The sequence below is a fragment of the Oerskovia sp. NPDC057915 genome (assembly GCF_042887685.1).
GTDB lineage: Bacteria > Actinomycetota > Actinomycetes > Actinomycetales > Cellulomonadaceae > Oerskovia.
In genome coordinates, this window is the sequence record NZ_JBHVOS010000012.1 from 73,987 (window position 1) to 99,692 (window position 25,706).

At 73.2% G+C, this 25,706-nt stretch carries 25 protein-coding genes and 1 riboswitch; of the genes, 12 read left to right on the plus strand and 13 right to left on the minus strand.

Annotation, left to right across the window (positions count from 1 at the left end; all coding sequences use genetic code 11):
* Positions 1-9 precede the first annotated feature (9 nt).
* The 3 genes from ACFVQ3_RS09905 to ACFVQ3_RS09915 all read right to left on the minus strand — a co-directional run bounded on the left by ACFVQ3_RS09905 (position 10) and on the right by ACFVQ3_RS09915 (position 4,095).
* Positions 10-1,347 carry a hypothetical protein gene (locus tag ACFVQ3_RS09905; protein ID WP_387638141.1) on the minus strand — a complete coding sequence of 446 codons (1,338 nt, stop codon included), beginning with the start codon at positions 1,345-1,347 and terminating at the stop codon, positions 10-12.
* Positions 1,348-1,511: 164 nt separating this feature from the next.
* Positions 1,512-2,702: an acetyl-CoA C-acyltransferase gene (locus ACFVQ3_RS09910; protein ID WP_387638143.1), complete on the minus strand. Its 1,191-nt coding sequence runs from the start codon at positions 2,700-2,702 to the stop codon at positions 1,512-1,514.
* Positions 2,703-2,859: 157 nt separating this feature from the next.
* Positions 2,860-4,095 carry an acyl-CoA dehydrogenase family protein gene (locus ACFVQ3_RS09915; RefSeq protein ID WP_387638145.1) on the minus strand — a complete coding sequence of 412 codons (1,236 nt, stop codon included), beginning with the start codon at positions 4,093-4,095 and terminating at the stop codon, positions 2,860-2,862.
* A gap of 206 nt (positions 4,096-4,301) precedes the next feature.
* On the opposite strand from ACFVQ3_RS09915, the gene ACFVQ3_RS09920 reads away from it, so the two are divergent.
* The 4 genes from ACFVQ3_RS09920 (at position 4,302) to ACFVQ3_RS09935 (ending at position 8,583) form a co-directional block, all read left to right on the plus strand.
* The gene (locus tag ACFVQ3_RS09920; protein ID WP_387638148.1) at positions 4,302-5,741 is read left to right on the plus strand and encodes an MFS transporter; all 1,440 of its coding nucleotides are present in this window, start codon (positions 4,302-4,304) and stop codon (positions 5,739-5,741) included.
* A gap of 59 nt (positions 5,742-5,800) precedes the next feature.
* On the plus strand, positions 5,801-6,775 hold the full coding sequence (locus ACFVQ3_RS09925; protein ID WP_387638151.1) for a nucleoside hydrolase: 975 nt from the start codon (positions 5,801-5,803) through the stop codon (positions 6,773-6,775).
* Positions 6,776-6,906: 131 nt separating this feature from the next.
* Positions 6,907-7,698, plus strand: coding sequence for a GntR family transcriptional regulator (locus ACFVQ3_RS09930; RefSeq protein ID WP_191797447.1), 792 nt, complete (start codon positions 6,907-6,909; stop codon positions 7,696-7,698).
* A 24-nt stretch (positions 7,699-7,722) separates the two neighbouring features.
* Complete coding sequence (locus ACFVQ3_RS09935; protein WP_387638153.1) at positions 7,723-8,583, plus strand: ribokinase; 861 nt, start codon at positions 7,723-7,725, stop codon at positions 8,581-8,583.
* A gap of 48 nt (positions 8,584-8,631) precedes the next feature.
* Here the strand turns inward: ACFVQ3_RS09935 and ACFVQ3_RS09940 are convergent, their stop codons facing one another.
* From ACFVQ3_RS09940 to ACFVQ3_RS09950, 3 genes are all read right to left on the minus strand, one after another.
* A complete protein-coding gene (locus tag ACFVQ3_RS09940; protein WP_387638156.1) occupies positions 8,632-9,054 on the minus strand; it encodes a VOC family protein in 423 nt (140 codons plus the stop codon).
* Positions 9,055-9,238: 184 nt separating this feature from the next.
* Positions 9,239-9,970 (minus strand): nicotinamide riboside transporter PnuC, encoded by a 732-nt coding sequence (gene pnuC / locus ACFVQ3_RS09945; protein ID WP_387638158.1) that lies wholly within the window; start codon positions 9,968-9,970, stop codon positions 9,239-9,241.
* Between the two features lie 174 nt (positions 9,971-10,144).
* Positions 10,145-10,270, minus strand: a riboswitch (FMN riboswitch).
* A 118-nt stretch (positions 10,271-10,388) separates the two neighbouring features.
* The gene (locus ACFVQ3_RS09950; RefSeq protein WP_387638160.1) at positions 10,389-11,168 is read right to left on the minus strand and encodes a helix-turn-helix domain-containing protein; all 780 of its coding nucleotides are present in this window, start codon (positions 11,166-11,168) and stop codon (positions 10,389-10,391) included.
* Between the two features lie 168 nt (positions 11,169-11,336).
* On the opposite strand from ACFVQ3_RS09950, the gene ACFVQ3_RS09955 reads away from it, so the two are divergent.
* Positions 11,337-11,921 carry a hypothetical protein gene (locus tag ACFVQ3_RS09955; protein WP_387638162.1) on the plus strand — a complete coding sequence of 195 codons (585 nt, stop codon included), beginning with the start codon at positions 11,337-11,339 and terminating at the stop codon, positions 11,919-11,921.
* A gap of 103 nt (positions 11,922-12,024) precedes the next feature.
* Here ACFVQ3_RS09955 and ACFVQ3_RS09960 read toward each other — a convergent pair whose 3' ends face one another.
* From ACFVQ3_RS09960 to ACFVQ3_RS09975, 4 genes are all read right to left on the minus strand, one after another.
* Complete coding sequence (locus ACFVQ3_RS09960) at positions 12,025-12,672, minus strand: DUF1684 domain-containing protein (RefSeq protein ID WP_387638165.1); 648 nt, start codon at positions 12,670-12,672, stop codon at positions 12,025-12,027.
* Positions 12,673-12,711: 39 nt separating this feature from the next.
* A complete protein-coding gene (locus tag ACFVQ3_RS09965; protein WP_387638168.1) occupies positions 12,712-13,263 on the minus strand; it encodes a GNAT family N-acetyltransferase in 552 nt (183 codons plus the stop codon).
* 64 nt (positions 13,264-13,327) lie between these two features.
* A complete protein-coding gene (locus ACFVQ3_RS09970; protein WP_387638171.1) occupies positions 13,328-13,633 on the minus strand; it encodes a hypothetical protein in 306 nt (101 codons plus the stop codon).
* Between the two features lie 92 nt (positions 13,634-13,725).
* Positions 13,726-14,910 carry a class I SAM-dependent methyltransferase gene (locus ACFVQ3_RS09975; protein ID WP_387638174.1) on the minus strand — a complete coding sequence of 395 codons (1,185 nt, stop codon included), beginning with the start codon at positions 14,908-14,910 and terminating at the stop codon, positions 13,726-13,728.
* A gap of 108 nt (positions 14,911-15,018) precedes the next feature.
* Here ACFVQ3_RS09975 and ACFVQ3_RS09980 point away from each other — a divergent pair, with 108 nt between their 5' ends.
* From ACFVQ3_RS09980 to ACFVQ3_RS10010, 7 genes are all read left to right on the plus strand, one after another.
* Positions 15,019-16,530, plus strand: a complete 1,512-nt coding sequence (locus ACFVQ3_RS09980; protein WP_387638177.1) for a 3' terminal RNA ribose 2'-O-methyltransferase Hen1 — start codon at positions 15,019-15,021, stop codon at positions 16,528-16,530.
* A complete protein-coding gene (locus ACFVQ3_RS09985) occupies positions 16,527-19,160 on the plus strand; it encodes a polynucleotide kinase-phosphatase (RefSeq protein ID WP_387638179.1) in 2,634 nt (877 codons plus the stop codon). The genes ACFVQ3_RS09980 and ACFVQ3_RS09985 overlap by 4 nt, the downstream gene beginning before the upstream one ends.
* Positions 19,161-19,292: 132 nt before the next feature.
* Positions 19,293-20,087: a helix-turn-helix domain-containing protein gene (locus ACFVQ3_RS09990; RefSeq protein ID WP_387638182.1), complete on the plus strand. Its 795-nt coding sequence runs from the start codon at positions 19,293-19,295 to the stop codon at positions 20,085-20,087.
* Between the two features lie 131 nt (positions 20,088-20,218).
* A complete protein-coding gene (locus tag ACFVQ3_RS09995; RefSeq protein WP_387638185.1) occupies positions 20,219-21,241 on the plus strand; it encodes an ABC transporter substrate-binding protein in 1,023 nt (340 codons plus the stop codon).
* Positions 21,241-22,377, plus strand: a complete 1,137-nt coding sequence (locus ACFVQ3_RS10000; protein WP_387638187.1) for a FecCD family ABC transporter permease — start codon at positions 21,241-21,243, stop codon at positions 22,375-22,377. Before ACFVQ3_RS09995 ends, ACFVQ3_RS10000 begins: the two co-directional genes overlap by 1 nt.
* Positions 22,374-23,456, plus strand: coding sequence for a FecCD family ABC transporter permease (locus tag ACFVQ3_RS10005; RefSeq protein ID WP_387638190.1), 1,083 nt, complete (start codon positions 22,374-22,376; stop codon positions 23,454-23,456). Before ACFVQ3_RS10000 ends, ACFVQ3_RS10005 begins: the two co-directional genes overlap by 4 nt.
* Positions 23,453-24,298, plus strand: a complete 846-nt coding sequence (locus tag ACFVQ3_RS10010; protein ID WP_387638193.1) for an ABC transporter ATP-binding protein — start codon at positions 23,453-23,455, stop codon at positions 24,296-24,298. Before ACFVQ3_RS10005 ends, ACFVQ3_RS10010 begins: the two co-directional genes overlap by 4 nt.
* A gap of 60 nt (positions 24,299-24,358) precedes the next feature.
* Here the strand turns inward: ACFVQ3_RS10010 and ACFVQ3_RS10015 are convergent, their stop codons facing one another.
* The 3 genes from ACFVQ3_RS10015 to ACFVQ3_RS10025 form a co-directional block, all read right to left on the minus strand.
* Positions 24,359-24,631 (minus strand): hypothetical protein, encoded by a 273-nt coding sequence (locus ACFVQ3_RS10015; protein ID WP_387638196.1) that lies wholly within the window; start codon positions 24,629-24,631, stop codon positions 24,359-24,361.
* A 191-nt stretch (positions 24,632-24,822) separates the two neighbouring features.
* Entirely contained in the window at positions 24,823-25,011 is a 189-nt protein-coding gene (locus ACFVQ3_RS10020; protein WP_205307688.1) for a hypothetical protein, read from the minus strand.
* On the minus strand, positions 25,008-25,691 hold the full coding sequence (locus tag ACFVQ3_RS10025; RefSeq protein WP_387638199.1) for a TetR/AcrR family transcriptional regulator: 684 nt from the start codon (positions 25,689-25,691) through the stop codon (positions 25,008-25,010). The genes ACFVQ3_RS10020 and ACFVQ3_RS10025 overlap by 4 nt, the downstream gene beginning before the upstream one ends.
* Between the last annotated feature and the right edge of the window lie 15 nt (positions 25,692-25,706).

Genomic DNA, 25,706 nt, shown 5'->3' on the forward strand with positions numbered 1-25,706 from the left:
GCACCCCCGTCACGTGGTCGTCGTCGGTTCGGGGTCCTCACGGCGCACCGGGACCTCGCCGTGGGCCAGGTCGGTCGCCGCTGCGCTCACCGACGCGCCCCGCCCGAGCTGGACGAGCCGGACCACCGCTCCGACGAACAGCACCACGAGCCCGACGTTGCGGACGGCCGTGAGCAGGACGATCCACGGCGTCCCGACCATGAACTCCCAGTAGGCGACCGGGTAGAGCACCTGGGTCAGCACCGCGGTCCCCAGGACGGCGAGCGCGGGCGGGGACCAGACCGACCGTGCGCCCGGACCGGCGAGCGCGATCGCGACGGCGACCGGCGGCCCGATCCACGCCACGAACTGCGGCGAACCCACCTTGTTGAACACGATGAGGCTCAGCAGCAGCGCCGTCACCGCGAGGAGGAACACGTCGGTGCGGACCTCCGGCCGGCGGCGGACGGCCCACCAGGAGATCGCGGCGATCGCGAGGACTGCCAGCGGCAGCAGCACGTCGAGGAGCCGGCCGGTCGTGGTCGTGCCGGGGCCGAGGATCTCCAGGGTGCGGATGTCGGGGTTCATCCAGACCCGCCAGCGCGGGTCGATGAGCCGCAGGATGCCGAACGGGGTGGCGAAGACGGACTCGGACTGCAGGCCGCGCGAGTCCTGCGTGCCGAACACCCCGAGGACCCGTGCACCCGAGCCGCCCGCCAGGGAGAGCGCGACGACCACCACGCTGACGGCCGCGCCCGGCAGGATCACGGTGCGCCACGGGCGCCTCGCGGTCGTCAGGAGCGCCACGACCACGGCTCCCGGCGCGATCTTGACCCAGGCGCCGAACGTCGCGATCGCCGTCGCGACGGCGGGCCGGCGGACCGCGACCGCGAGCGAGACGACCAGCAGCGCCCCGGCCACGCCGTCGAGGCGCCCCAGGAAGATCGGTCCGAGGGCGACGAGGAACAGCAGCCACCACCACGCCGCGATCCGGCCGCGGCCCGGCAGGCGCGCGAGGAACCAGAGCGCGACGGCGTCGAGCACGACGATCAGGGCCAGGAACTGCGCGTAGTACGCCTCGAACGACGTGCCGACGGCGGCGGGGGCCGCGACCGGGAGCAGGGCACCCACGGGGTAGACCCAGTCGTAGTCGAGCACGGGCCAGATCCCGCGGTCCCAGCCCGCGCGGGCCCAGTACCAGTAGAGCTGGACGTCGCCCGAGATCCGGTACCCCCAGGTCAGGGCGTCGACGATCAGCCAGGCGTGCACGAGCACGAAGCCCGCGACCAGGGCCCAGGGGGAGCGCAGCGCCCAGGCGAGGAACCGGCGTCCGGTCGAGGCGGGCCGGGCGGCGGTGGTCTCGGGCACGGGCTCATCGTCGCACGACGGCGCCACGCACGTCGGTGGGGCGCGCACGGTGGACGGGGGCGCCGTCGGGCAGGAAGGAACGGCCCGCCCGGACGGAGAGGAGGTCCGGGCGGGCCGCTGCGTCGCGCGGTGAGGCAGCACCGCGCGACGCGAGGAGGAACGACTCAGGCGCGCAGGATCAGCGCGTCGCCCTGGCCGCCGCCGCCGCACAGCGCGGCGGCGCCCACGCCGCCCCCGCGGCGCTGGAGGGCGAGGGCCAGGTGCAGGGCGAGGCGGGCGCCCGAGGCGCCCACGGGGTGGCCCAGGGCGATCGCTCCGCCGTCGGTGTTGACGACCGCGGGATCGATCCCGAGGTCGGCGACCGACTGGAGCGCGACGGCCGCGAAGGCCTCGTTGATCTCGACGAGGTCGAGCTCGTCGGCCTTCATGCCCTCGCGCTCGAGCGCGTGGGTGATCGCGCGGGCGGGCTGGGAGTGCAACGAGTTGTCGGGGCCCGCGACCTGGCCCGCGGACCCGATCTCGGCGAGCCACGTGAGGCCGCGCGAGACCGCGAAGGCCTTGCTGACGACCACGACCGCCGCGGCGCCGTCGGACAGCGGGGACGACGACCCGGCCGTGATGGTGCCGTCCTCGACGAACGCGGGGCGCAGCCCTGCGAGCGCCTCGACCGTGGTGCCCGGGCGGATGCCCTCGTCCTCGGCCACGACGACGGGCTCGCCCCTGCGCTGCGGCACCGTGACGGGCGCGATCTCCTCGGCCAGCCGCCCTTCGGCGCGGGCCGCAGCGGCGAGGGTGTGCGACCGGGCCGCGTACTCGTCCTGCTCGGGGCGGCCGATGCCGCGCGACACGCACCCGCGGTCGGTGGCCTCACCCATGATCTGGCCGTCGAACGGGTCGCGCAGGCCGTCGTGCGTGAGCGAGTCCGCCATGGTCACGTCGCCGAACGCCAAGCCCTTGCGCGACCCCAGCACGAGGTGCGGCGCGTTCGTCATGGACTCCTGGCCGCCCGCGACCACGACCGACGCCTCGCCCGTGCGGACCAGGCGCGCCGCGTCGATGATCGCCGTCAGTCCTGACAGGCACAGCTTGTTGATCGTGACGGTCGGGACGTCCCAGCCGATCCCGGCGGCGATCGCGGCCTGGCGGGCCGGCCCCTGACCGCCGCCCGCCTGGATGACCTGGCCCATGATGACGGCGTCGACGTCGGTCGCCTCGACGCCCGCGGCGTCGAGCGCGCCGCGGATCGCGTGCGCGCCCAGCTCGTTCGCGGACAGTGGTGCGAGCGCGCCCTGGAAGCGCGTGAACGGCGTGCGCGCGCCGTGCAGGAGGACGGGGACGTGGGCGTCGTTGCTCATGAGCTGCTCCGTGGGAGAAGGAGGGGACCCGGCGCCGTGCTTGTCAGGTGAACGAGGAGGTCCGGTACGGCGCCGGGCGGAACGTGGGCGAGCGGCCGTGGGGCCGCGCGCGGGAGTCGCGGCGCTCCCGGTACGGGGGAGCGCCGCCGGTGAGGGGCTACACGAACGCGGAGACGCCCGTGATGTCGCGGCCGACGATGAGGGCCTGGACGCTCTCGGTCCCCTCGTACGTGTGCAGGGCCTCGACGTCCGCGAAGTGCCGCGCGACGCGGTTCGCGAGCAGGATGCCGTTGCCGCCCAGCATGTCGCGCGCGCTCGCCGCGATCTCACGGGCGCCGCGCGTGCACGTGTACTTGGCGATCGACGCCTGCGGGCCGCTCAGCGTGCCCGCCTCGTCGAGGCGCGTCATCTGCGCGACGAGGAGCTGCATCTGCGTGAGGGTCGAGAGCATGCGGGTCAGGCGCTCCTGGACCATCTGGTTCGCGGCGAGCGGGCGGCCGAACTGCACGCGCTGCTTCGCGTAGGCGACGGCGGTCTCGTAGCACGCGGTCGCATGCCCGACGGCGGACCACGCCACCCCGAGGCGCGTCGCCTGGAGCACGCGCGCGGTGTCCTTGAACGACCGCCCGCCCGGGAGCACGGCAGAGGCCGGGACGAACACGTCGGTCAGGACGATGTGGGCCTGCCAGATCGCGCGCAGCGAGACCTTGCCCTCGATCGTCGTGGCCGCGTAGCCCGGGGTGTCCTGGGGGACGAGGAACCCGTGGACCTGCTGGTCCTCGGTCGAGCGCGCCCACAGGACCGTGATGTCGCCGCACGACCCGAAGCCGATCCACTTCTTCTCGCCGTCGATGACCCAGCCCTCGACACCGTCTCGCGTCTCGCGGCGGGCCGTGGTCTCGAGCGAGACCGAGTCGGAGCCGTGCGTGGGCTCGGTCAGCGCGAACGCGCCGAGCTTCTCGCCGCGTGCGAGCGGGCCGAGCCACTCGGCCTTCTGCTCGTCCGAGCCGAGGAGCTGGATCGAGCGCAGCGCGAGGCCGCCCTGGACGCCGCAGATCGTGGCGACCGACCCGTCGCCGCGCGACATCTCCATCTCGGCGAGGCCCGCGCCCATGAGGCTGATCGAGGGGGCGCCGGGGACGTCGACGCCGTCGCGCAGGAAGTCGAGCTCGCCCATGCGCTTGGCGAGGCCGAACGGGACCTCGGCGCGCTCCCAGTACCCGTCGATCACGGGCAGGACCTCGTCCTGGACGAACGTGCGGACCCGCTGCTGGAGGTCGCGGTCGGCGGGGGTCGCGTCCGAGAACGCGTCGGCGTAGTCGATGTCGAGGGGCTGCGAGAGGTCGTAGTCCGGCTCGGTCACGTTGCGGCGGACGGGGTTCTCGATCGTCATGGGTGTGCTCCCGGGCTCGGGCCGGACGTCGGTGTCGGGCGATGCCCCCATGGTGCGTGATATTGCGTCTCAGGTCAAGAGACGGGGTATCAGCGGAGGCGTCCTTGACCTGTCTGGCAGAGAGGTATAACGTCGGCGTCACTTGTTATACAACCCCTCGTCGTCGGCTACGGTGCCGACGACCGGTCGCAGACGAAGGAGTTCTCGTGACTGAAGTACGAACGGCCGGCGCGCAACGCAGCGCCCAGGACCTGACCCCCTCCGGGGGAGTCCCGATCACCGGACGCAAGGCGGTGGCGCTCGTCGCGGTCCTGCTGCTGGGCGTCCTGGCCTTCCAGCTCAACGCGAGCATGGTGACCCCGGCCCTCCCGCACATGGCGGTCGAGCTCGGCGTCTCGGCGAGCCAGATCGCGCAGGTGTCCTCGCTCTTCTTCCTCGCAGGATCGGTCGCCGGCATGGTCCTGGCACGATGGGCCGACTTCATCGGTCGGCGGCGTGTGCTCGTCATCGTCCTGTGCGTGCTGGCCGTGGGCACACTGCTGTGCCTGTTCGCCCCGAGCCTTCCCGTCCTCCTCGTCGGACGTGTCCTGCAGGGCGCCTCGGCCGCGACGTTCCAGCTCGCCTACGTGATCCTCAGCGAGGCGATGGCCGTGAAGGTCTTCGGCGTCACGCTCGGCATCATCACCGCGGTCAACGGGGGCGTCGGAGGCATCGACGGCTGGGTCGGTGGGCTGCTGACCGACGCCTACGGCTACCGGTCGATCTTCCTCGTGGTGCTCATCGTGGGTCTCGTGGGCCTCGTCGGTGTCCTGGCGGTGGTGCCCAAGATCGACCCCCCGCGTGCCGAGAAGGGGTCGATGGACTGGGCCGGCGCCGCCGCGCTGTCCGTCGGCCTGATCGGCATGACGTACTTCGTCTCGCAGGGGTCGGCGCTCGGTTGGCTGTCGCCCGTGGCGCTCGCGTTCCTGGCCGTCACGGCGGTCGCCCTCGTCATCTTCTGGCGCCTCGAGAAGCGTCACGCGTCCCCGCTCATCGCGGTGCAGCACCTGCGCTCGCGCCAGGTGTGGCCGCTGATCGCGACGACGACGCTCGCGCTCGCCGGGATCTTCGCCGTGATCAACTTCAGCGTCGTCCTCCTGAGCCAGGGCGGGGCACCCGGTTTCGAGATGACCGCTTCCCGCTCGGCCCTGATCTACCTCATGCCGGCAGCACTCATCGGGGTCGTGACCGCGCCCGTGGCGGGCTGGCTCGCGGGCCGCTTCGGGTGGATCAAGGTGCTGCGTGTCGGGATGACCATCAGCCTCGTGGTGCTCGCGGTCGTCGCGACGCTGACCTTCAACCCGTGGGTCGTCGCCGCGATGGTCGCCGTCCTGGGCCTCAGCTACAACGGCCTGGTCCTGACGACCGTCAACGGTCTGGGCGTCCTCCTCTCGCCGAGGGAGGCCCCGTCCGCGCTCCCCGGGCTGAACGGCGCCTCCTTCGGGCTCGGCGCGAGCATCGGCATCGGTGTCGTCGCCCCCTTCATCGCGCGCGGCACGAGCGCCGGGTACACGACCGGCCTGTGGATCTCGGTCGGCATCACGGCCCTCGCGCTGGTCGCGTCGTGGTTCATCGCCCCTCGCCCCGAGGCGGACGCGCCCGCATGATCGTCCGCACCGCGTCCCACCGCGTTCCCGACCCAACGATCCCCCCGACCGGAGAACTCATGACCCCCTCTCGCCAACCCCTCTACCTGGACTGCGACACGGGCGTCGACGACACCCTCGCCCTGGCCTACCTGCTGGCCTCGCCGGAGATCGACCTCGTCGGCGTCGGCACCGTGAGCGGGAACGTCGCCGCGGCCCAGGCCGCCCGCAACACGCTCGACCTCCTGGACCTTGCCGGGCGTCCGGACGTCCCCGTCGCGCTCGGTGCCCACGACCGGCTGACGAGCACCTACGGCGGAGGGGTCCCGCACATCCACGGGCACAACGGGGTCGGTGACGTCGACCTCCCGCGGGCGCAACGCCAGGTCGAGGGGCAGGACGCCGCCGCCTTTCTCGTGGAGCTGGCCCGGGCCCACGAGGGCCGTCTACGGATCGTCGCCGTCGGCCCGCTGACCAACCTGGCGAAGGCTCTCGAGCTCGAGCCGGCGCTGCCCGGCATGGTGCGCGAGGTGACGATCATGGGCGGGGCCGCGCTGGTCCCCGGGAACGTCAGCGCGGTGGCCGAGGCGAACGTCGCGGGGGACCCGGAGGCCGCGGCCCTCGTGCTCGCGGCCCCGTGGGACGTCACGCTCGTGCCGCTGGACGTCACCATGGAGAACACGTTCGAGGAAGAGCACCGGCGGGCGCTGCTCACGTCGGGCGACCTGTTCGTGGAGACCGTCGGACGCATCCTCGACGTCTACTTCGACTTTCACGTCCCCGAGCTCGGTCGGCGCGCGTCCGCCCTGCACGACCCGCTCGCGGCCGCCGTCGCCGTCGGGGGCGTCCTCCCGTCGTCGGCCCCTCGCGTGCCGGTCGTGGTCGACGCGACCGGCGGGCCCGGCCGCGGGCAGACCCTCTGCGACCTGCGCGGACAACGGCTCGGCCAGGTCGACCACCCGGGAGCACGGGTCCGGGTCGTGCTCTCGACGAGCGAGCCGCTCGCCCCGCACCTCGTCGACCGACTGCTCCAGCACGCGCGCGTGTCCGCCTGAGCGCACGGCACCACGTGCGTGCGTGGCCCGGCGGGGCCGCGCACGCACGAGCCGGTACCCCGCACGGGCTCGGCACGTCCGCGCACCACTAACCTGGCGAGGACGCCGACTCCTGCCGCTGGAAGGACACCATGACCACGACCGACACCCCCGAGGCCTTCGCGCGACCGGTCACGGCGGCCCCTGGACAACCTCTTCGCGTCGCGGTCTACTCACGGCTCGCGGACGCCATCCGGTCCTCCGAGTTCACGCTCGGCTCGCTGCTCCCGAGCGAGACCGAGCTCGGGACGATGCTCGGCGTGAGCCGGACCGTCGTCCGGGAGGCCCTCATGCTGCTCGAGGAGGACGGCCTGATCGTGACGCGCCGAGGTGTCGGACGGACGGTCGTCAACAGGCTGCCGAGCGTCGGCCTGGAGCGTCTGCGGACGTTCGAGCAGGTCCTGTCGACGTTCGACGAGCCCGTGCGCATCGCGACCCACGAGTTCGGCCTGCAGCCCACGACCGACTTCACGTCGCGAAAGCTGGACGTGGACGCCGCCGCGAACATGTGGTTCCGGGAGTCGGTCGCGTATCGAGGGACCGACCCGGTCGCGATCATCCAGGAGCACCTCCCGGCCGGCCGCTACCTCTCCGACGTGTCCCGAGAGCTCGCAGCGCGCGTCGAGGGCTACGCCGAGCAGGAGGGGACGTTGCTGCGGCTCATGGTCGCGGACCTCGGCCCCGTCTTCGAGGCGGCCGAGTGCGACGTCGCGGTCGGGACGGTCGGAGCCACCCGAGGGCAGCTCCTCGGGCTCAAGGCCAAGGACCCCGTGCTCGTCCTGACCCAGACCGCCCAGCTCTCGGGCACCCCCGCCTACCTCGCCAAGGTCGTCGTGTCGCCCGCGGCGGGGCCGCTCGCGATCGTCCAGACGTCCTCTGCCTGACCCCCACCCTTCGAAGGAGCCCTCGTGCCGACCGCAACCGCGTTGCCCCGGATCCTCGTCCTCGGCAGCATCAACCATGACGTCACGGCCCGTACCGATCGTCTCCCCGGGCCCGGAGAGACGATCGGCGACGGCGTGCTGTCCGCCCAGCCGGGAGGCAAGGGCGCGAACCAGGCCGTCGCGGCGGCCCGGCTCGGGGCGCCCACCCGCATGGTCGGGGCGGTGGGCACGGACAGCGCCGGGCAGGGCCTCGTCGCGGCGCTCGCGGAGGCAGGGGTGGGGACCGACGACGTCGCGCGCGTCAGCGCCCCCACGGGGACTGCGCTCATCGTGGTCGACGCCGCGGGCGAGAACCAGATCGCGGTCTGCGCGGGAGCGAACGGTGACGTCCGGCTGCCGTCGTCGGGGTTCGGCGGTTCCGACGTCCTCCTCGCGCAGCTCGAGATCCCGCTCGACGTCGTCGTCGCAGCAGCGAGCGCCTTCCCCGGCTACGTCGCGCTCAACGCCGCGCCGGCCCGCTCGCTGCCCAGCGAGCTGATCGACCGTGCGGACCTCGTGATCGTCAACGAGACCGAGTACGCGGCGATGCCGGAGGTGGCGTCGGCGCGACGGGTGGTGGTCACCTACGGCGGCGACGGGGCGGCCCTGGTGGAGCACGGCGTGGAGACGCTCCGTGTACCGGCCTACCGCACCGAGGTCGTGAACAGCGTCGGGGCGGGGGACGCCTTCTGCGCCGCACTGACGCTCTCCCTCGCTGCGGGCCTGCCCGCGGACCAGTCGCTGCGCCTCGCAGCGGCCGTCGGGTCCGACGCCGTCTCGCACGAGGCGTCACAGCCGCCCTTGCAGTCGTGGGACGACTACCGCCGCCGCACGTCCGCAGGGTGAGGCGACCGGACGGTGCAGGGCCAGGACCGGCGCCCGGCGCGCCCGGCCTCAGCCCCGCGCCGCCGCGATGTTGACGAGCCAGCTCACGCCGAACCGGTCGACGCACATGCCGAACGCGTCGCCCCACGGCGCGACCTCGAGCGGCACGGTCACGGTCCCGCTCGACGACAGCCTGTCCCAGTAGCCGCGCAGCTCGCCGTCGTCGGCCTGCTCCCCGCTCAGCGACACCGAGATGCTGGAGCCGGGCGAGTACTCCATCGAGCTCGGGGTGTCGGCGGCCATGAGCACCAGGCCGTTCGGCGCCTCGAGCTGGGAGTGCATGACCTTGTCCGCGTCGGCCGGGTCGTCGGCGGCCTGGAAGTCCGCGAACGTGCTGATCGTCAGCTCGCCGCCGAACACGTCGCGGTAGAACTCGATCGCCGCACGGGCGTCGTCCCGGAAGTTCAGGTACGGGTTGAGTCGAGTCGTCATGGGTGTCGCCTTCTCCGTCGCATCGTCAACGTCGCCGCGGAGCCGCGTCGTCGCGTCCTGTCGCCTCGTCGCCGCCGGTCACGGCCTGCCATCGGACCTGAGCGGCCCGGACGTGGTGCGCCCCGCGTGAGGAGGGGCGCACCTTCCAGTGTCCGCCCGGACGACCGGGACGCAAGAGGGGACGTCAGGCCTGCCCGCCGGGTGCGGCGGTGGGGGCGTCGGCGGGCGAGGCGCCCGCGAGGAGCAGGGCCTTCGAGCGACGGTCGACGCGCCACCACACGAAGAACCCGACGAGCGTGAACGCCCCGTAGAACACGTACATGAACGCGGACGCGTAGAAGCCTGCGTCGATCAGCAGGGGGACGCCCACGATGTCGACCGCGACCCAGATCAGCCAGAACTCGACCCAGCCCTTGGCCATGCCGTACGTCGCGAGCAGCGAGCCCATGAAGATCCACGCGTCGGCCCACACGGGCTCGTAGGACTCCAGCGCGCGGAAGATCGGTGTCAGCAGCGCGGTCCCGGCGACGAGCGCGACGACCAGGAAGACGCGCTGGCGCCACGTCGCCCACCGGGGCTCGACGGCGACGCCGTGGCTGTCGGCGTCGGCGACACCGAGGCGGTCGCGCGTCCGGCGCCACTGCACCCACCCGTACACGGACACGACGACGAACATGACCTGCCGTCCGGCCTGGCCGAGCAGGTTGACGGGGTTGGGCGTCGCGAACACCGCGCCCAGGAACACCGTGAGCAGCAGGAGGTTCCCGACGATCCCCACGGGCCAGGCCCAGATCTTGCGGCGCATGCCGCCGAGCGCGGACGCCAGCCCGAACCCGTTGCCCACGATCTCGCGCCACAGCAGGTGCTGGTCGCCGATCGTGAGCTGCGCGTCGAAGAGCGCGTGGATCAGGTCCATGGGGTGTTTCCTCGTCGTCCCGGGCACGGCGGCTCCGGGGTGAGGGCGGGCGGCGGGTCGGGGTGCCCGTACCGGGCTGCCCGACGGCGTCGCTCACCACGACGAGACCGGTCCCGCTGGTCACGGGTGGGCTCGACGGATCGTCGTGCCCGACCCGGCCGGGACGGCCGCGCCGCACGTGCTTCCTCCCATCCGGACTTTCACCGTCGGTCCTGGAGTTCCACCAGGTCAACCGCGCGTGGGCGCGGGTCGCGGACTGTCACCGCCGGCTCGGAATTGCACCGACCCCGGAGCACGTTCGTGCGTACTGCTTGCTGTGTGCTGCAACCTCTGATGCTACCCGCGCATTCCCGGGCCCCGTCGGTGCGGCGCTGAGTGCATGGTTCGGCGGCGACACGCCCGGCGAGTCGCGGCCGAGTCACGCACTCAGCGCGTCACGGACCGCACGCGCGACCTCGTCGGGGTCGGCGTCGGCGTCGAGCACGGTCACGACCACGCGGCGGGCCGGTGCGTCACCGGTCCGTGCGACGCCCTCGCCCGGGCCGCGTGCGGGTGACGTGGCCGCGGTGGTGGGCTCCGTCGTCGGGCCGGAGGGGTTGCGGGCCGCGCGGCGCAGGTCCGCGAACGCCTCCTCGAGCTCGGGGCGCAGGTCCTGGTCGGGGTCGCGCAGCCAACGGCGCAGGATCGCGTTGTGCACCGCGACGACCGACGCCGCGAACGCGACCGACGCGGTCGAGTTGCGGGTGTCCGCGGGCAGCGAGTCGCGCAGGTAGGACGTGAACGCGCGCTCGTAGCGGTGCGTCGTCACGAGCTCGCGGTCGCGCAGCGCGGGCACGTCCTGCAGGAGGCGGTGCCGCGCGACCGACGTCTCGCGCTGGCCCACGTGATGGTCGAACACGAGCCGCGCCGCCCTGCACACCTCGACGTACGGGTCGACGTTCTCGAGCTCTTCGGGGCTCACGCCGCGCGCCGCGGGACGGGTCTCGCCGAGCAGGACCACGACCGCGTCGAGCAGCAGCTCGTGGTCCGCGAAGACCACGTCCTCCTTGGAGCGGAAGCGGCGGAAGAACGTGGCCCGGCTGATCTGTGCGGCGTCGGCGATGTCCTCGACGGTCGTCTGCTCGTAGCCCTTGCGGGTGAACAGCTCGATCGCCGCGTCCACCGCCTGCGCGTGCGTGTTGCTTCGTGCGGCACTCATGGACGGGACGCTACACCGCACCTGTGGCAGGGGAGGCGCGGCGGGGGGACGGTGGGCGTGCTGCGTTCGTCAGGTGGTCGCCGGGTGGTCGCCGCGCGGTGGGCCCGACGGCGTCGCTACAGTGACGAGAGAGGCGGCGGCAGACGGCACGACCGGGAGGCGACGCGCATGACGGACGGCGACGAGGCCGCGACGGGCGGACCTGACGAGGGACGCGTCGAGGGCGCGCAGCACTCGTGGAAGGGTGCCGACCACCACGCCCAACGGGACGCCCTGAGCGACCGGTTCGCTCGCGGCGGCCCCGCGGACTTCCTGTACGGGGCCGTGGTGTCGGGGTTCATGCTCGCGGTCTCCAGCACGCACGACGCCTCGAGCGACTTCGTGATCCTCGCGGTCGCGGGCGTGCTCGTCGGGTACTGGGCCGCGCACGTGTACGTGTCCGCGATCGGCGGCCGCTTCCGCGACTCCGACCACACCATCACCGAGCGGCTGAGGCTCGCGACGTCCGAGGAGGTGTGGGTGCTGATCGGCGGGGTGCCGGCGCTCGCGGTCTTCCTGGTGGGGAGGCTGTTCGGGCTGGGCGTCACGGACTCCGCGCTGATCGCGCTGTGGTTCACGGTGCTGATGCTGGGGGTGGTCGGGCACCTCGCGGCGCACCGGGCGGGGGTGCGAGGCTGGGCGCTGACCGCGGAGACGGCCGTCGCGGCGGCGTTCGGGCTGGTCATCATCGGGCTGAAGACGCTGCTCCACTGAGCTGCACCGACCTGCGGTCGCCGAGGTAGACCCGCGCGCGCGAGGTAGACCTCCTGGGGGTCTACCTCGGCCGCACGGGTCTACCTCGGCGGGTGGTTGGCCGCTACCCCTTGGGCCGTATCAGCTCGCCGCACGCCAGCTCGACCGCGAGCGTGTTCCCCGGCGGTGCGAGCGGGCACGCCCACGCCGGGTCGTACGCGCACGACGGGTTGTACGCGAAGTTGAGGTCGACGACCAGGGGCGCGTCGCCGTCGGGCCCCGGACGCGACGACGCAGGCCCCAGATCCGCGCCCTTGATCGTGTCCAGCAGGTACCGCCCGCCGCCGTACGTCATGGGCGACCGGTCCTTGACCGGGACGAACAACCCGCCGCCGTACGAGCGCAACGCCCACACGTCGAGCGACCCCAGTGCCGGGAGGTCGAGGTGCCCGACGCGCTCGAACGGGACCACGCCGTCCGTACCCGTGGGGACGTCGAGCCGGGCGGCGTCGGGGGTGCCGCGCGCAGGGTCGGGCACGAGCGGCACCTCGAAGCGCAGCGACGCGTCGTACGGGCCGACCGGCACCCCGGTGAAGGCGGGCCGGTCCTCGGGCAGGACCGGCGACGCCGGGTGCTCCGCCAGGAGGTCGTCGCGCGACGCGACCCAGTACTCGTGCGCGGCCGCAGGGTCCTCGACGGCCAGGTCGCGGACGTGGGCGTACAGGTGCTGGACGCGACGGCGCCAGTCGACGACGTGCAGCTCGGAGATCATCTGGCCAGGGTGCCAGGCGGGAGGCCCACCGGCACCCTCTCAGGCGCGAGGGCCCGACGGGGTCGAGGTGCCCGCCACGTCGTGGTGGACCGCTAGCGTCAGGTCGCGCACGTAGGTCTGCGAGTCGCGTCGCAGCAGGGAGTGCTCGACCGGATCCCCCCACGGGACCCAGCCGTCCCGCTCGTAGAGGCTCACCGCCCCGGCGTTGTCCGCCAGGACGTGAAGCACGGCGCGGGAGTAGCCCTCTCGAACCAGCAGTCCGGTGACGTCCCGGAGTAGCCGGCGGCCGAGGCCCGCCCCCTGGGCGCGGGGAGCGACCGCGAGCAGGCCGAGCACCGCGGCACCCGGTGGGTCGCTCGCCAGGCCGCTGCCCGGCGGTGTTCCCACGGCGAACCCGACGACGTCGCCTCCGCGGTCCGCCGCGACCGTCCACGCGATGGTCCGGTCGAACTTCCCGCGGGCGCGAGCAGCGACACCGTCGACCTGTCGTCCGTCGCGGGCGGCACTCGCCTCGATCCACACCCCCAAGCACTGTTCGAGGTCGTCCTGGCGCCCAGGACGTAGGTCGACGAGGTCAGGCGCTGGGGTCACGGAACCGAACATAGTGGAGCGAGCCATGAGCGCCGAGCTTGCACCGTGCCCCCGCGGCCCCGGCCTAGAAGGTCGGCAGGAGCCTGAGCCACCCGAACGTGTACCGGAACGGCGAGCTCACCCCGGCCCACAGGACGCCCCACGCACCCGCGTGGTGCCTGACCGCCTCGACGACGTCGAGGACCAACGACGCCAGCAGGCCGAGGGCGAACAGACCGAGGAACGTGAAGACCACCGCGTCCGGGAAGTCGAGGAACAGGGCCACGACCATCGCGACGATCGTCAGCGCGGCGACCAGCGTGCTCAGGACGAACGACCACAGTCCCGGTGTCATCGGCTCGTCCGGCGCCGCGCTGTTCTTCCTGGCCATCGTCGTCTCCCCCTGGCCCCCGGGTGGTGCCGCGGAGCACAGCCTAGGGGAGCGGCCCGCTGCCGAGGGGCGCCCGGGCGCGGGCGGGGCGCTCAGTGGTGCAGCCGGTAGAACCGGAAGAAGCTGAACCCCTCGATCGGCAGGACCTCGACGCGTCCGAACCCGGCGTCGAGCGCGTACCGCTCGAGCGTCGCGGGCCGCATGACCGTGCCGGTGCCGACCGACGGCGAGGACGACAGCCCGTCCGGCAGGCACACGAACTGGCTGAACCCGTACATGAGCCGTTCCACCTCGTCGCCCGGCGCGGCGAACTCCTCGGCGACGGCCTCGTCCATGACGACCACGGCGCCGTCGGGCAGGACGGCTCGCCGGACCGCGGACAGGACCTCGACCGGGCGCGGCATGTCATGCGTGCACTCGAACGCGAAGGCCGCGTCGAGCGGCACGTCGGGTGGCAGGGTCGCGGCGTCCGCGACGTGGAACGCCACGCGGTCGGCGACGCCCGCGGCCTGCGCGTTCGCGCGGGCCATGGCGACCGAGGGGCCGTCGACGTCGTACCCGTCGAGCCGGGCCTGCGGGTAGGCGCGCGCGAGCGCGACGGTCGACCACCCCGCCCCGCAGCCCACGTCGGCGACGCGCGCGGTGGGCCGCGACAGGACCGCGTGCAGGTCCGGGACCCGACCGAGGGCCCCTGCGAGCTCGTGCTCGAACCACGGGCGGTTGAGGTCCGCCTGCGCCTCGCGCGCGTCGGCCCCGAGGCGCCCCCACGACACCCCGCCGCCGTCGCGGTACGCGTCGAGGAGCTCGTCGAACGTGCGCCCCACGGCCGCGAACAGCCGGGGCAGCGGTGTCACGTACGCGAGGCTGTGCTGGTCGGTCAGGACCTCGGCGGGGCCGGGCGGCAGGGCGTAGCGGCGCCGGGCGCCGTCGTGCATGCCCGACGGCGGAGCCTCGCCCTCCGTGGGGCCAGGTGCGTCGGGCGCCGCGAGCGTGAGGATCCCCGCGACCGCCTGGCCTTCCAGCCACTCGCGCGCGTACCTCTCCTGCGTCCCCGTCCGGGCCGCGAGCTCGGCCGAGGTCGCGGGGCCGTCGGCCGCGAGCGACCGGTACCAGCCCAGCCGGTCGCCCAGGTAGACCGAGAAGACGTCGAGCGCGCCGAGCGCCGAGGCGAACAACCGCTCCGCGAACTCCTCGGCTCCCGGGCTCTCGCCCGTCGAGCCGCCGGAGGTGCCTGGGGTGCTGGGGGTGCTGACAGGGACCTGTGGTGTCGTGGACATGACTGCTCCGTCCGTCGAGGACGCGGCGCTCGCGGTCGTCGTCGACGCGCGGACGCACGGACCACCTCCAGCGTAAATCCGTTGCGTCCCCGTGGGAGCATGCACAGCATGCTGGTCACCCTCACGACGACCGCCGGCGCGCCGGCCGGGTCCGTCGAGCACGGAGCCCCTCTGACGGACGCGACCGACCTCGGGTACCTGCTGCACAAGCACCCCGCGCGGGCCCAGTCGTTCGACCTGCCCGTCGGCACCGCGCACGTCTTCTACCCCGAGGCCGACGCGGCCCGGTGCACGGTCGCGCTGCTGCTCGAGGTCGACCCCGTGGGGATCGTGCGCAACAAGCGGTTCGGCGGGCGCGACGCCTTCTCCCTGGCCCAGTACGTCAACGACCGCCCCTACGCAGCCTCCTCGATGCTCGCGGTCGCGCTCGGGGCCGTGTTCCGCACCGCGATGACCGGACGCTGCGACTCCCGGCAGGCGCTCGCGGACGGCCCGGTCCCGCTCGAGATCCACGTCCCCGCGCTGCCCTGCCGGGGCGGCGCGGCGCTCGCCGAGCGGCTGTTCGAGCCCCTGGGCTGGACCGTCGAGGCGGCGCCCGAGCCGCTCGACCCGACCGTGCCCGAGTGGGGCGACTCGCGCTACGTCGACCTGCGCCTGAGAGGTACGGTCCGTCTCGCCGACGCCCTGCACCACCTCTACGTCCTGCTGCCCGTGCTCGACGACGCCAAGCACTACTGGGTCACGGGCGACGAGGTCGACAAGCTGCTGCGCGCGGGCGAGGGGTGGCTCGCCGACCATCCCGAGCGCGACCAGATCATGCGCCGCTACCTCGCGCACCAGCGCCGGTACGTCGAGGACGCGACCGACCGGCTCGTGACTCTCGACGGCGGCGCGGCTCCTGAGGACGCCCCCGTGGAGGGCGCCGCCCAGGCGCTCGACGCTCCCGCGGGCCAGGGCGCCGAGGGGAGCGGCGCCGTCGGGCAGGAGAAGGCACCCACGCTCGCCCGGCAGCGCGCCGAGGCCGTGGTCGCGGCCCTGCACGAGGTCGGGGCGCGCAGCGTCGTCGACCTCGGGTGCGGCGAGGGCGCGCTCCTGCGGCTGCTCGCCGCGGACCGCCGCTTCGTACGCGTGCTCGGCACGGACGTCGCCGCGCGCGAGCTCGAGAAGGCCGCGAGCCGGCTGCGGCTGGAGGACGCGAGCGACACCGAGCGCGAGCGCGTGCGGCTCGTGCAGTCCTCGCTCACGTACCGCGACGAGCGGATCGCGGGTTTCGACGCCGCGGTGCTCATGGAGGTGATCGAGCACGTCGACCCGCCGCGCCTCGGAGCGCTCGAACGGGTCGTGTTCGCCGAGGCGCGGCCGGGGACCGTCGTCGTGACGACGCCCAACGTCGAGTACAACGCGCTGTACCCGTCCCTGGGGGAGCACGGGCACCGGCACACGGACCACCGGTTCGAGTGGACGCGGGCAGAGCTCCAGGCCTGGGCCGACGGCGTCGCGCACCGCCACGGGTACGCCGTGACGTTCCGCGACGTCGGGCCGCAGGACGTGGGGCCGGGAGCGCTCGGGTCGCCGACGCAGATGGCGCTGTTCGTACGATCGACGGAGGCAGGGGCATGACCGAGCAGCACGTGACCAGCGCGGAACCGCGCGTCCTGCCCGTCCCCGAGCTCTCGCTCGTGGTGCTCGTCGGGGTTTCCGGGTCCGGGAAGTCGACGTTCGCGCGCGAACGCTTCGCCCCCTTCGAGGCCGTCTCGTCGGACTTCTGCCGGGGACTCGTCTCGGGCGACGTCAACGACCAGTCGGCGACGGCCGCGGCGTTCGAGGTGCTCGGGACGATCGTGAGCAAGCGCCTGGAGGCCGGGCACCTGACGGTCGTCGACGCGACCAACGTCCAGTCCGCGGCGCGCAAGGACCTCGTCGCGCTCGCGCGGGCGCACGACGTCCTGCCCGTCGCGATCGTGCTCGACGTGCCCGAGTCCGTCGCGATCGAGCGCAACAGGTCCCGCCCCGACCGCGACTTCGGCGACCACGTCGTCAAGCGTCAGCGCCAGGCGCTGCGCTCGTCGCTCAAGTCCCTGAACCGAGAGGGCTTCCGCAAGGTCCACGTGCTGCGCGGCGTCGACGAGATCGCGGCCGCCACGATCTCCCGCGAGCCGCTCCTCAACGACCTGCGGGCCGAGACCGGGCCGTTCGACGCGATCGGCGACGTGCACGGCTGCCGCGCCGAGCTCGAGACGCTGCTCGCCGAGCTCGGGTACGTCGTCGTGCGCGACGGCGCCGGCCGCCCGGTCGACGCCGCCCACCCCGAGGGGCGACGTGCGATCTTCCTGGGCGACCTCGTCGACCGCGGGCCCGACTCCCCGGGCGTCCTGCGGCTCGTCATGGGCATGGTCCGGGCGGGGCACGCGCTCGCGGTCCCCGGCAACCACGAGCACAAGCTCGTGCGCGCCCTCTCGGGACGCAACGTGACCGTCAGCCACGGCCTGGAGACGACGCTCGCGCAGCTCGCCGAGGAGACCGAGGAGTTCCGCAAGGACGTCGAGACGTTCTGCCGCGACCTCGTCTCGCACCTCGTGCTCGACGGCGGGCGGCTCGTCGTCGCGCACGCGGGCCTCAAGGAGTCGTACCACGGGCGCGCGTCGGGCCGGGTGCGCAGCTTCGCGCTCTACGGCGACACGACGGGGGAGACCGACGAGTTCGGGCTGCCCGTGCGCTACCCGTGGGCGAACGAGTACCGCGGCCGGGCCATGGTGCTCTACGGGCACACCCCCACGCCCGAGGCCGAGTGGGTCAACAACACGATGTGCCTCGACACGGGCGTCGTGTTCGGCGGGAAGCTGTCGGCGCTGCGCTACCCGGAGAAGGAGCTCGTCTCGGTGCCCGCGGCCCAGGTCTACTACGAGCCGGCACGCCCGTTCCTGCCCGAGGCGGGGGCCGACGAGGGCGGCGAGGCCGCGCGCCCGCAGCGAGACCCCGACGTCCTCGACGTGACCGACGTGCTCGGCCGCCGGTCGGTCGTCACGGGTACGCGCGGACGCATCACGATCCCCGAGGAGAACGCCGCCGGCGCCCTGGAGGTCATGAGCCGGTTCGCGACCGACCCGCGCGCGCTGCTGTACCTGCCGCCGACCATGAGCCCGGTCGCGACGTCGCAGCGCCCCGGCTTCCTCGAGCACCCCGAGGACGCGTTCGTGGCGTACGCGGGCGACGCCGTCGGGCAGGTCGTGTGCGAGGAGAAGCACATGGGCTCGCGCGCCGTGGTCCTCGTGTGCCGCGAGGCGTACGGGGCCTCGGCCCGGCGCTTCGGGGTCGACGTGCAGCCGGGCGGGCGCGGCGTCGCGCACACGCGCACGGGTCGCCCCCTCTTCTCCGGCCCGACGGCGCAGGCTCTCCTCGAGCACGTCGCGAAGGCCCTCGACGGGGCCGGGGTGTGGGACGAGCTCGGTGCCGACTGGGTCCTGCTCGACGCCGAGATCCTGCCCTGGTCCGCGAAGGCCGACCAGCTCATCCGCGACCAGTACGCGAGCGTCGGGGCTGCGGCCCGGGCCGTCATGCCCGCGGCGCTCGCGGCGCTCGACGCGGCCGTGGCACGTGGTGTCGAGGTCGCGGACCTGCGGGCGCGCACGGCGTCGCGCGCCGAGGACGCCGAGCGGTACACGCAGGCGTACCGGCGCTACCGCTGGCCGGTCGACGGCCTCGACGGCGTGCAGCTCGCACCGTTCCAGGTGCTCGCGAGCGGGACGAGCGCGGCCGGCGAGAGGGCGGGTGCCACCTACGCGACCCGTGACCACCTGTGGCACCTGGGCATCGCCGACCGGCTCGTCGAGGTCGACCCTGTCCTGTTCCGTCCGACGCGTCGGCTCGTCGTCGACCTCGACGACGACGCCTCGCGCGAGCAGGGTGTCCGGTGGTGGGAGGAGATGACCGACGCGGGCGGCGAGGGCATGGTCGTCAAGCCGCTCGCGAACCTGGTGCGCGGCCCCAAGGGGCTCGTCCAGCCGGGGCTCAAGGTCCGCGGCCGCGAGTACCTGCGGATCATCTACGGCCCCGAGTACACCCAGGCGCACCACCTGGAGCGGCTCCGGGTCCGGTCGCTGGGGCGCAAGCAGTCGCTCGCGCTGCGCGAGTACGCGCTGGGTCTCGAGGCGGTCGAGCGCGTGGTCGCGGGCGAGCCGCTGTGGCGGGTCCACGAGGCCGTCTTCGCGGTCCTGGCGCTCGAGTCGGAGCCGGTCGACCCGCGGCTGTAGCGACGTGCCAGGACGAGCGTGACCTCCAGGTCACGCTCGTCCTGACAGATGTGCCCGGGTGTCGCCTGGCTACGATGGGCCGATGCCCGCTCCGCGTCGCAGCGCTCGCCCTCCCCGCACCGGAGGGCCCTCGTGAGCGAGACCGTCGAGACCGATGTCGAGCGCATCCCGCACGGCTACCTGCTCACCACGCTCACCTACGACGTCGACGATCCTGTGACGTGGCCGCAGCACCGGCACGACGAGCACGAGCTGCTCTGGTCGGACGGTGGCATGGCGCGGCTCGAGGCCGAGGGTCGGATGTGGGCCATCCCGCCCTCGCTGGCAGTGTGGGTGCCCGCGGGCACCGTGCACACGGCCTCCGCGGAGCGCGGTGCGCAGGTGCGCGCGACCTACTTCGTCGACGCCGAGCCCAACGTGCACGCGATGCCGCGCACGGTGACCGGGGTCGCGATGATCGAGCCGCTGCGGGTGCTGCTCGCGCACAACCTGCAGCGCCATCTCGACGACGACGCTCGGATGCGGCTGCAGCGCGTCATCCTGGACCTCCTCGTGCCCGCGCCGCAGGAGTCGTTCGACCTGCGGATGCCACGGAGCCCGCACCTGCACATGGTCGCCAGCGCCGTCCTGGCCGATCCCGCGGACAAGCGCACCACCGCGGCCTGGGCCTACGAGTGCGGCCTGCACGAGCGCACGCTGGCACGCCAGTTCGAGGCGGAGACGGGCATGACGTTCACGCAGTGGCGGATCCTCGCGCGACTCCAGCTCGCGGTCCGGGAGCTGACGGTCGGGAGCTCGATCGTGTCCGTTTCGCGCAAGATCGGCTATCGCAACCCCTCGACCTTCATCGAGCACTTCCGGGCGCTCACCGGCCGGACACCGGCCGAATATGCGCGGGGTGAGCAGACCGCAGCGGCTCCTGGCTGAGGTGCGGTGGTACCGAAAGCGGTATCCGACGTCCTCAATCCGGCACACCCGGTCGGCTACGTTAGGCCAGGCAACCCTAACTAGTGCCTGACGGACCTGCGTCGGGCATTCTCGTGCCCGACAGGAGTCCCATGTCTTCCCTTGCCCCCGTGCCCGCGACCCGCAGCGTGCGGCGCACTCTCGGTGCCCTGGCGGCCTCAGCCGCCGTCCTCGCCCTCGCTGCCTGCAGCGGTGCGGCCTCACCTGCCGAGGGGAAGGAGGGGACCCGCGTCTACGAGAGCGAGTTCGGCCCCGTCGAGCTGCCCGAGACCGTCGAACGCATCGTCTCGGTCGACTTCTACACCCCTGCTGTCCTGCTGGACCTCGGTGTCACACCCGTCGGGGTCGTCAACAGCTACTTCACCGACACCGAGGGCGCCGGCATCCCGCTCGAGTACTCCGAGGCGATCCGCGACTCCGACGCCGAGTCGATCGGCGAGTACTACGAGCTCAACCTCGAGGCCATCGTGAAGGCCGACCCGGACGTCGTCCTCGCGACGCAGGACTTCCTGCCGCTCGACGACCCCCTGCGCGCCGAGATCGAGAAGATCGCCCCGATCATCACCTTCAACGCGCGGGACGGGGAGGCGTGGCGGACCCGCGCGACGGAGCTCGCGACGATCCTGGACAAGACGGCCGAGATGCAGCCCCTGGTCGACGACTACGAGGCCAAGCGTGACGCGATCGCGGCGAAGTACCCCGTGCTCCTCGGCGACTACGCGGTGACCGTGTTCGGCCCGGAGCCCGACGAGTGGGGCACCTACGCCGACACGCACTTCCTGACGCCCATCCTGCGCGACCTCGGTGCCACGTTCCGCGAGCAGCAGGACGACGAGATCACCGAGGACGGCTTCCCCCAGTGGTTCTCGTACGAGGAGCTCGGACGCATCGCTAACGCCGACGTCATCTTCATGCGCAACGGCGTCTCCGCGGAGCAGCGCGCGACGCTCGACGCCAACACCATCTGGCAGAACCTCCCGGCCGTCCAGAGCGGCCTGGTGTTCGAGTACATCGAGCTGGGGCCCACAGGCTCCTTCGGCTGGGCCCTGCAGAACCTCGACGACCTCGACGCGCTGCTCGGACAGGTGCAGGCCGCGATCGACGCCCAGGCCTGATGGACGACCTGCCCACCGCAGAGCTGACGCGCACCACCCGGCCCGAGCCGGACCTGGTGCGCGTCGGCGCCGACCGCGCCGCTCCTCCGGGACCGGATGCGACCGGCCCCGTCTCCGGTCCCACCGTCCCTGCGACGGCCGTGGCGCTGACCAGGGGGCTGTTCCTCGTCGGCACCCTGGCCCTCCTGGTCGCGGTGTTCCTGCTGAGCCTGTGGGTCGGTGCCCGCGGCCTCGGGTTCACCGAGGTCTGGCAGGTGCTGTGGCACGCCGACGGCAGCGAGGCCTCGTACATCGTGCACGAGATGCGCGTGCCGCGCGCCCTCCTCGCCCTGCTCGTCGGGGCAGCGCTGGGCGTCGCGGGCGCCCTGATCCAGGCGCTGACGCGGAACCCCCTCGCAGACACCGGCATCCTCGGCGTCGGCGCAGGGGCGAGCTTCGCCGTCGTCGTCGGTGTCGCGTTCTTCGGGGTGACGGCCCTCTCCCAGTACCTGTGGTTCGCGTTCGGTGGCGCGATCGTGGTCACCGTCCTCGTCTACGTGCTCGGGTCGGTCGGGTCCGTCGGCGCGACCCCGGTGCGCCTGACCCTCATCGGCGTCGCGCTCGGGGCCCTCCTGGGCGGCTTCTCGTCCGGCATCACCATGCTCAACCCGGACAGCTTCGACGACATGCTGCGCTGGAGCGCGGGTTCTCTCGCCGGCAGGGGGCGCTCCACCCTGGAGGTCGTGGCGATCCCCATCGCGCTCGGCCTGCTGCTCGGGCTCGTGTCCGCGCGCCCCCTCAACGCCATCTCGCTCGGCGACGACCAGGCGCGCTCGCTCGGCGCGAACGTCGTCCGGACACGCGTGCTCGTGATCGTCGCGGTGACGCTCCTGGCGGGGGCCGCGACCGCCGCCGCCGGACCGGTCGGTTTCGTCGGGCTCATGGTGCCGCACGTCGTCCGGTGGTTCACCGGGCCCGACCAGCGCTGGATCATCCCGTTCTCGGCGTTCGGTGCGGCCCTGCTGCTCCTCGCCTCGGACGTGCTCGGACGCGTCCTGCTCGCACCGCAGGAGCTCGAGGTCGGCATCGTGACCGCCGCGGTCGGCGCGCCGGTGCTCATCGCCCTCGCCCGCCGCACGAAGGCGAGCGGGCTGTGAGCGCGCGCACCGAGGTCCCGCCCGTGGGCGTGGAGACGGACGTCGACCTCGGGCACCGGATGCTCGCGGTGCACGGGGAACGCTGGTCCTTGAGGGCGTCGCTGCGCGCGGTGCTCGTCGTCCTCGTGCTCGTCGCCCTGGCCGTCGTGGGGATCCTGTTCTCGATCTCGACGGGCACGTACGACCTCCCGCTGGCCGACGTCGTCGCGGGGCTGCTCGGGACGGCCGACGAGGGGACCGTGCTCGTGGTGCGCGAGTGGCGGCTTCCGCGAGCACTGCTGGCTGCGCTGTTCGGGCTGGCGCTCGGCGTGAGCGGCGCGGTGTTCCAGTCCATCACCCGCAACCCGCTGGGGTCGCCCGACGTCATCGGGTTCTCGTCGGGCTCCTACACCGGCGCCCTGGTCGTGCTGCTCGTCACCGGGGGCGGGTACGTCGCTGTCGCCGTCGGTGCGCTGACGGGAGGCGTCCTCACGGCGCTCGCGGTGTTCCTGCTCGCCTACCGCCGCGGTGTGCAGACGTTCCGGCTCATCATCGTCGGGATCGGCGTCTCGGCGTTGCTCGCGGCGCTGAACACGTACCTCATGCTCAAGGCGGCCCCGGGCGAGCAGCTGACCGCCGCGGTGTGGGGCAGCGGATCCCTCAACGGCCTCACGGTCGACACGCTCGTCCCCGTCCTCGTCGTCCTCGGGGTGTTGCTGGTCCCGGTGCTGGTGCTCGCCCCTGCGCTGCGGGTGCTCGAGGTCGGCGACGACGCAGCCGGTTCCCTCGGGGCGCGGCCCACCACCGTGCGCCTGGTGGCCGTCGTCCTCGGGGTCGCGCTGGTCGCCCTCGTCACCGCGTCGGCCGGACCCATCGCGTTCATCGCGCTCGTCGCGCCCCAGATCGCCCGTCGCCTGACCCGCTCGGCGGGCGTCGGCCTCGTCGCCGCTGGGGCGACAGGCGCCGTGCTGCTCGTCGCGAGCGACTTCCTCGGCCAGCGGCTGTTCGCTCCGATGCAGCTCCCCGTCGGCATCGTGACCGTCTCCGTCGGCGGCCTGTACTTCGTGTGGCTCCTCGTCCGCGAGACCAGGCGCCGATGACCACCCTTCCTCAGGAGGACCTCTCTCTCGTGCTCGACACCGCATCCCTCGCCCCTGCCCGCCTGCACGCCGACGGTGTGACGATCGGCTACGACCGGCACGTCGTCTCCGAGGAGCTGGACGTCCGCATCCCCGACGGCTCCTTCACCGTCATCGTCGGGCCCAACGCGTGCGGCAAGTCCACCCTGCTGCGCGGCCTCGCGCGGTTGCTCAGGCCGGCGTCGGGGAGCGTGGTGCTCGACGGGCGCGCCATCCAGGCGATGCCCGCGAAGGTGTTCGCCCGGGAGGTGGGGCTGCTCCCGCAGACCTCGCTCGCGCCCGACGGCATCGTCGTCGCCGATCTCGTCTCGCGGGGGCGCTACCCGCACCAGGGGATCATCCGGCAGTGGTCGCCGCAGGACGCGCGTGCCGTGGCGTCGGCCCTCGCCGCGACGAGCACGACAGAGCTGTCCGCACGGCCCGTCGACGAGCTCTCGGGTGGCCAGCGGCAGCGGGTGTGGGTCGCCATGGCCCTCGCGCAGGAGACGCCGATCCTGCTCCTCGACGAGCCGACGACCTTCCTCGACATCGCCCACCAGATCGAGCTGCTGGAGCTGTTCCGCCGTCTGCACCGTGAGGGACGCACCCTCGTCGCCGTCCTGCACGACCTGAACCACGCCGCCCGGTACGCGACGCACGTCATCGCGATGAAGGACGGGCGGGTCGTGGCGGAAGGGCCGCCGCGAGACATCGTGACGGTCGAGCTCGTCCGGGAGGTCTTCGGCCTGGAGTGCATGGTCGTCCCGGACCCTGCCGTGGGCAGCCCGTTGGTGGTCCCGCTCGGCACGGCCGCGCAGGACTGAACGTGCCAGGACGAGCGTGACCTCCAGGTCACGCTCGTCCTGGCAGATGTGTGTCGGAGGTCAGCCCAGCGTCGAGAACGAGCTCAGCGCAAGCGCCGAGAACAACGCGATGGCCACGAGGACCGAGCCGGCGACGAGCCAGCCGTTCGCGCGCTCGGACGGGTCCGACGACGCGCCGGGGCGACGTTCCTGCGGGTGGGGCGCTCCGCCGTCGGGCCGCGAGGTGGGGGAGGAACCCGCAGGGCGAGCCGACGAGCGCGCGCGGCGGGCCGTCGTGTCGTGGCCGCGGAGTGCGACGCGGATCGGCGTCGAGGTCGTGACCTGCGTGGTCATGGCTTCCTCCCCAGGAAAGTTGGCCGCCCTCGCTGTCGCGGGGCGTGCCACCAGTCTCTTCGGGGCGGGGGTGCGGGCACATCGGCCCTCCGAACCATCCTCGGCGGGGGTCTCGTCCTCCCGGAGGATGACGGGCGCCCGTCGGATGGGGGACATCCCTTCCGGGACGCCCCTGAGCCGGGGTTCCGGGGTCAGCGCGGGGCGTTGCGCTGGTGGTCGATGCGCTGCAGGTAGCGGATCTCGCGGAAGCCTACCGCCACGGCGACGAGCAGCGGGAACCAGGCCCAGGTGCGCCCTCTGAGCAGCGAGAACAGGCTCACCAGCCCCACGACGACGCAGCCGAGCACGGTCAGCAGGCTCGCCCAGCGGACGTTCTTCATGTGGTCCTCGACTTCTCGGTGCGGTGCGCCAGGGCGGGGGGTGAGGCGGGGGACTGCGTGGAGGGTGCGAGCACGACGCCCTCGATGCTGCGGACTGCCATGCGCAGCGCGTCGCTGCGCGAGGTGCAGTCCTCGGTCATGACCGACCAGGCGTTGAACAGCGTCCACCAGACGGTGCGCTGGTCCCACGAGATCGTGAGGGTCCGGTCGAACACGCCGTCCTGCTGCCCGCGAGCGAACAGGTCGCGGACGGGGGCCTCGGCGGTGTCGCTCTCCTGCCAGAACGCCTCGTCGTCGGCGAGCAGCGGGTCGGCGAACAGCAGCATGTACCAGGGGCCCAGGTCGAAGTACTCGATCACGAGGCGGCGCAGCGCGGCGGCGGGGGCGCCGTCGTCGAGCCGTGCGGCGCGGATCGCGGCGCGCGTGCGGTCGAGGGCCTCGTCACCGACGGCGCGCATCAGGTCGGCACGCTCGGGGAAGTAACGGTGCAGCGTGCTGCGTCCGACCTGCGCGGCCTGGGCGACCTCACCGAGCGACGCCGCAGCGTTCGAGCTGAGCACCGAGACCGCGGCGTCGAGGATCGCTCGCCGTGTCCGGGCGCGCGCGCCCGTGGCGGGGGCGTCGTGCGGAGCGCCGTCGCTCGCCTCGCCCGGTGCGGCGGCGGTGTCGCTTGCTGTCACGTGCTCAGCGTAGCC

Coding starts and splice junctions, on each gene's coding strand:
- ACFVQ3_RS09910 (WP_387638143.1), bottom strand. CDS start 2,702: ATGAGCAACGACGCCCACGTCCCCGTCCTCCTGCACGGCGCGCGCACG.
- ACFVQ3_RS09915 (WP_387638145.1), bottom strand. CDS start 4,095: ATGACGATCGAGAACCCCGTCCGCCGCAACGTGACCGAGCCGGACTAC.
- ACFVQ3_RS09925 (WP_387638151.1), top strand. CDS start 5,801: ATGACCCCCTCTCGCCAACCCCTCTACCTGGACTGCGACACGGGCGTC.
- ACFVQ3_RS09930 (WP_191797447.1), top strand. CDS start 6,907: ATGACCACGACCGACACCCCCGAGGCCTTCGCGCGACCGGTCACGGCG.
- ACFVQ3_RS09940 (WP_387638156.1), bottom strand. CDS start 9,054: ATGACGACTCGACTCAACCCGTACCTGAACTTCCGGGACGACGCCCGT.
- pnuC (WP_387638158.1), bottom strand. CDS start 9,970: ATGGACCTGATCCACGCGCTCTTCGACGCGCAGCTCACGATCGGCGAC.
- ACFVQ3_RS09950 (WP_387638160.1), bottom strand. CDS start 11,168: ATGAGTGCCGCACGAAGCAACACGCACGCGCAGGCGGTGGACGCGGCG.
- ACFVQ3_RS09955 (WP_387638162.1), top strand. CDS start 11,337: ATGACGGACGGCGACGAGGCCGCGACGGGCGGACCTGACGAGGGACGC.
- ACFVQ3_RS09960 (WP_387638165.1), bottom strand. CDS start 12,672: ATGATCTCCGAGCTGCACGTCGTCGACTGGCGCCGTCGCGTCCAGCAC.
- ACFVQ3_RS09970 (WP_387638171.1), bottom strand. CDS start 13,633: ATGGCCAGGAAGAACAGCGCGGCGCCGGACGAGCCGATGACACCGGGA.
- ACFVQ3_RS09975 (WP_387638174.1), bottom strand. CDS start 14,910: ATGTCCACGACACCACAGGTCCCTGTCAGCACCCCCAGCACCCCAGGC.
- ACFVQ3_RS09980 (WP_387638177.1), top strand. CDS start 15,019: ATGCTGGTCACCCTCACGACGACCGCCGGCGCGCCGGCCGGGTCCGTC.
- ACFVQ3_RS09985 (WP_387638179.1), top strand. CDS start 16,527: ATGACCGAGCAGCACGTGACCAGCGCGGAACCGCGCGTCCTGCCCGTC.
- ACFVQ3_RS09995 (WP_387638185.1), top strand. CDS start 20,219: ATGTCTTCCCTTGCCCCCGTGCCCGCGACCCGCAGCGTGCGGCGCACT.
- ACFVQ3_RS10000 (WP_387638187.1), top strand. CDS start 21,241: ATGGACGACCTGCCCACCGCAGAGCTGACGCGCACCACCCGGCCCGAG.
- ACFVQ3_RS10010 (WP_387638193.1), top strand. CDS start 23,453: ATGACCACCCTTCCTCAGGAGGACCTCTCTCTCGTGCTCGACACCGCA.
- ACFVQ3_RS10015 (WP_387638196.1), bottom strand. CDS start 24,631: ATGACCACGCAGGTCACGACCTCGACGCCGATCCGCGTCGCACTCCGC.
- ACFVQ3_RS10020 (WP_205307688.1), bottom strand. CDS start 25,011: ATGAAGAACGTCCGCTGGGCGAGCCTGCTGACCGTGCTCGGCTGCGTC.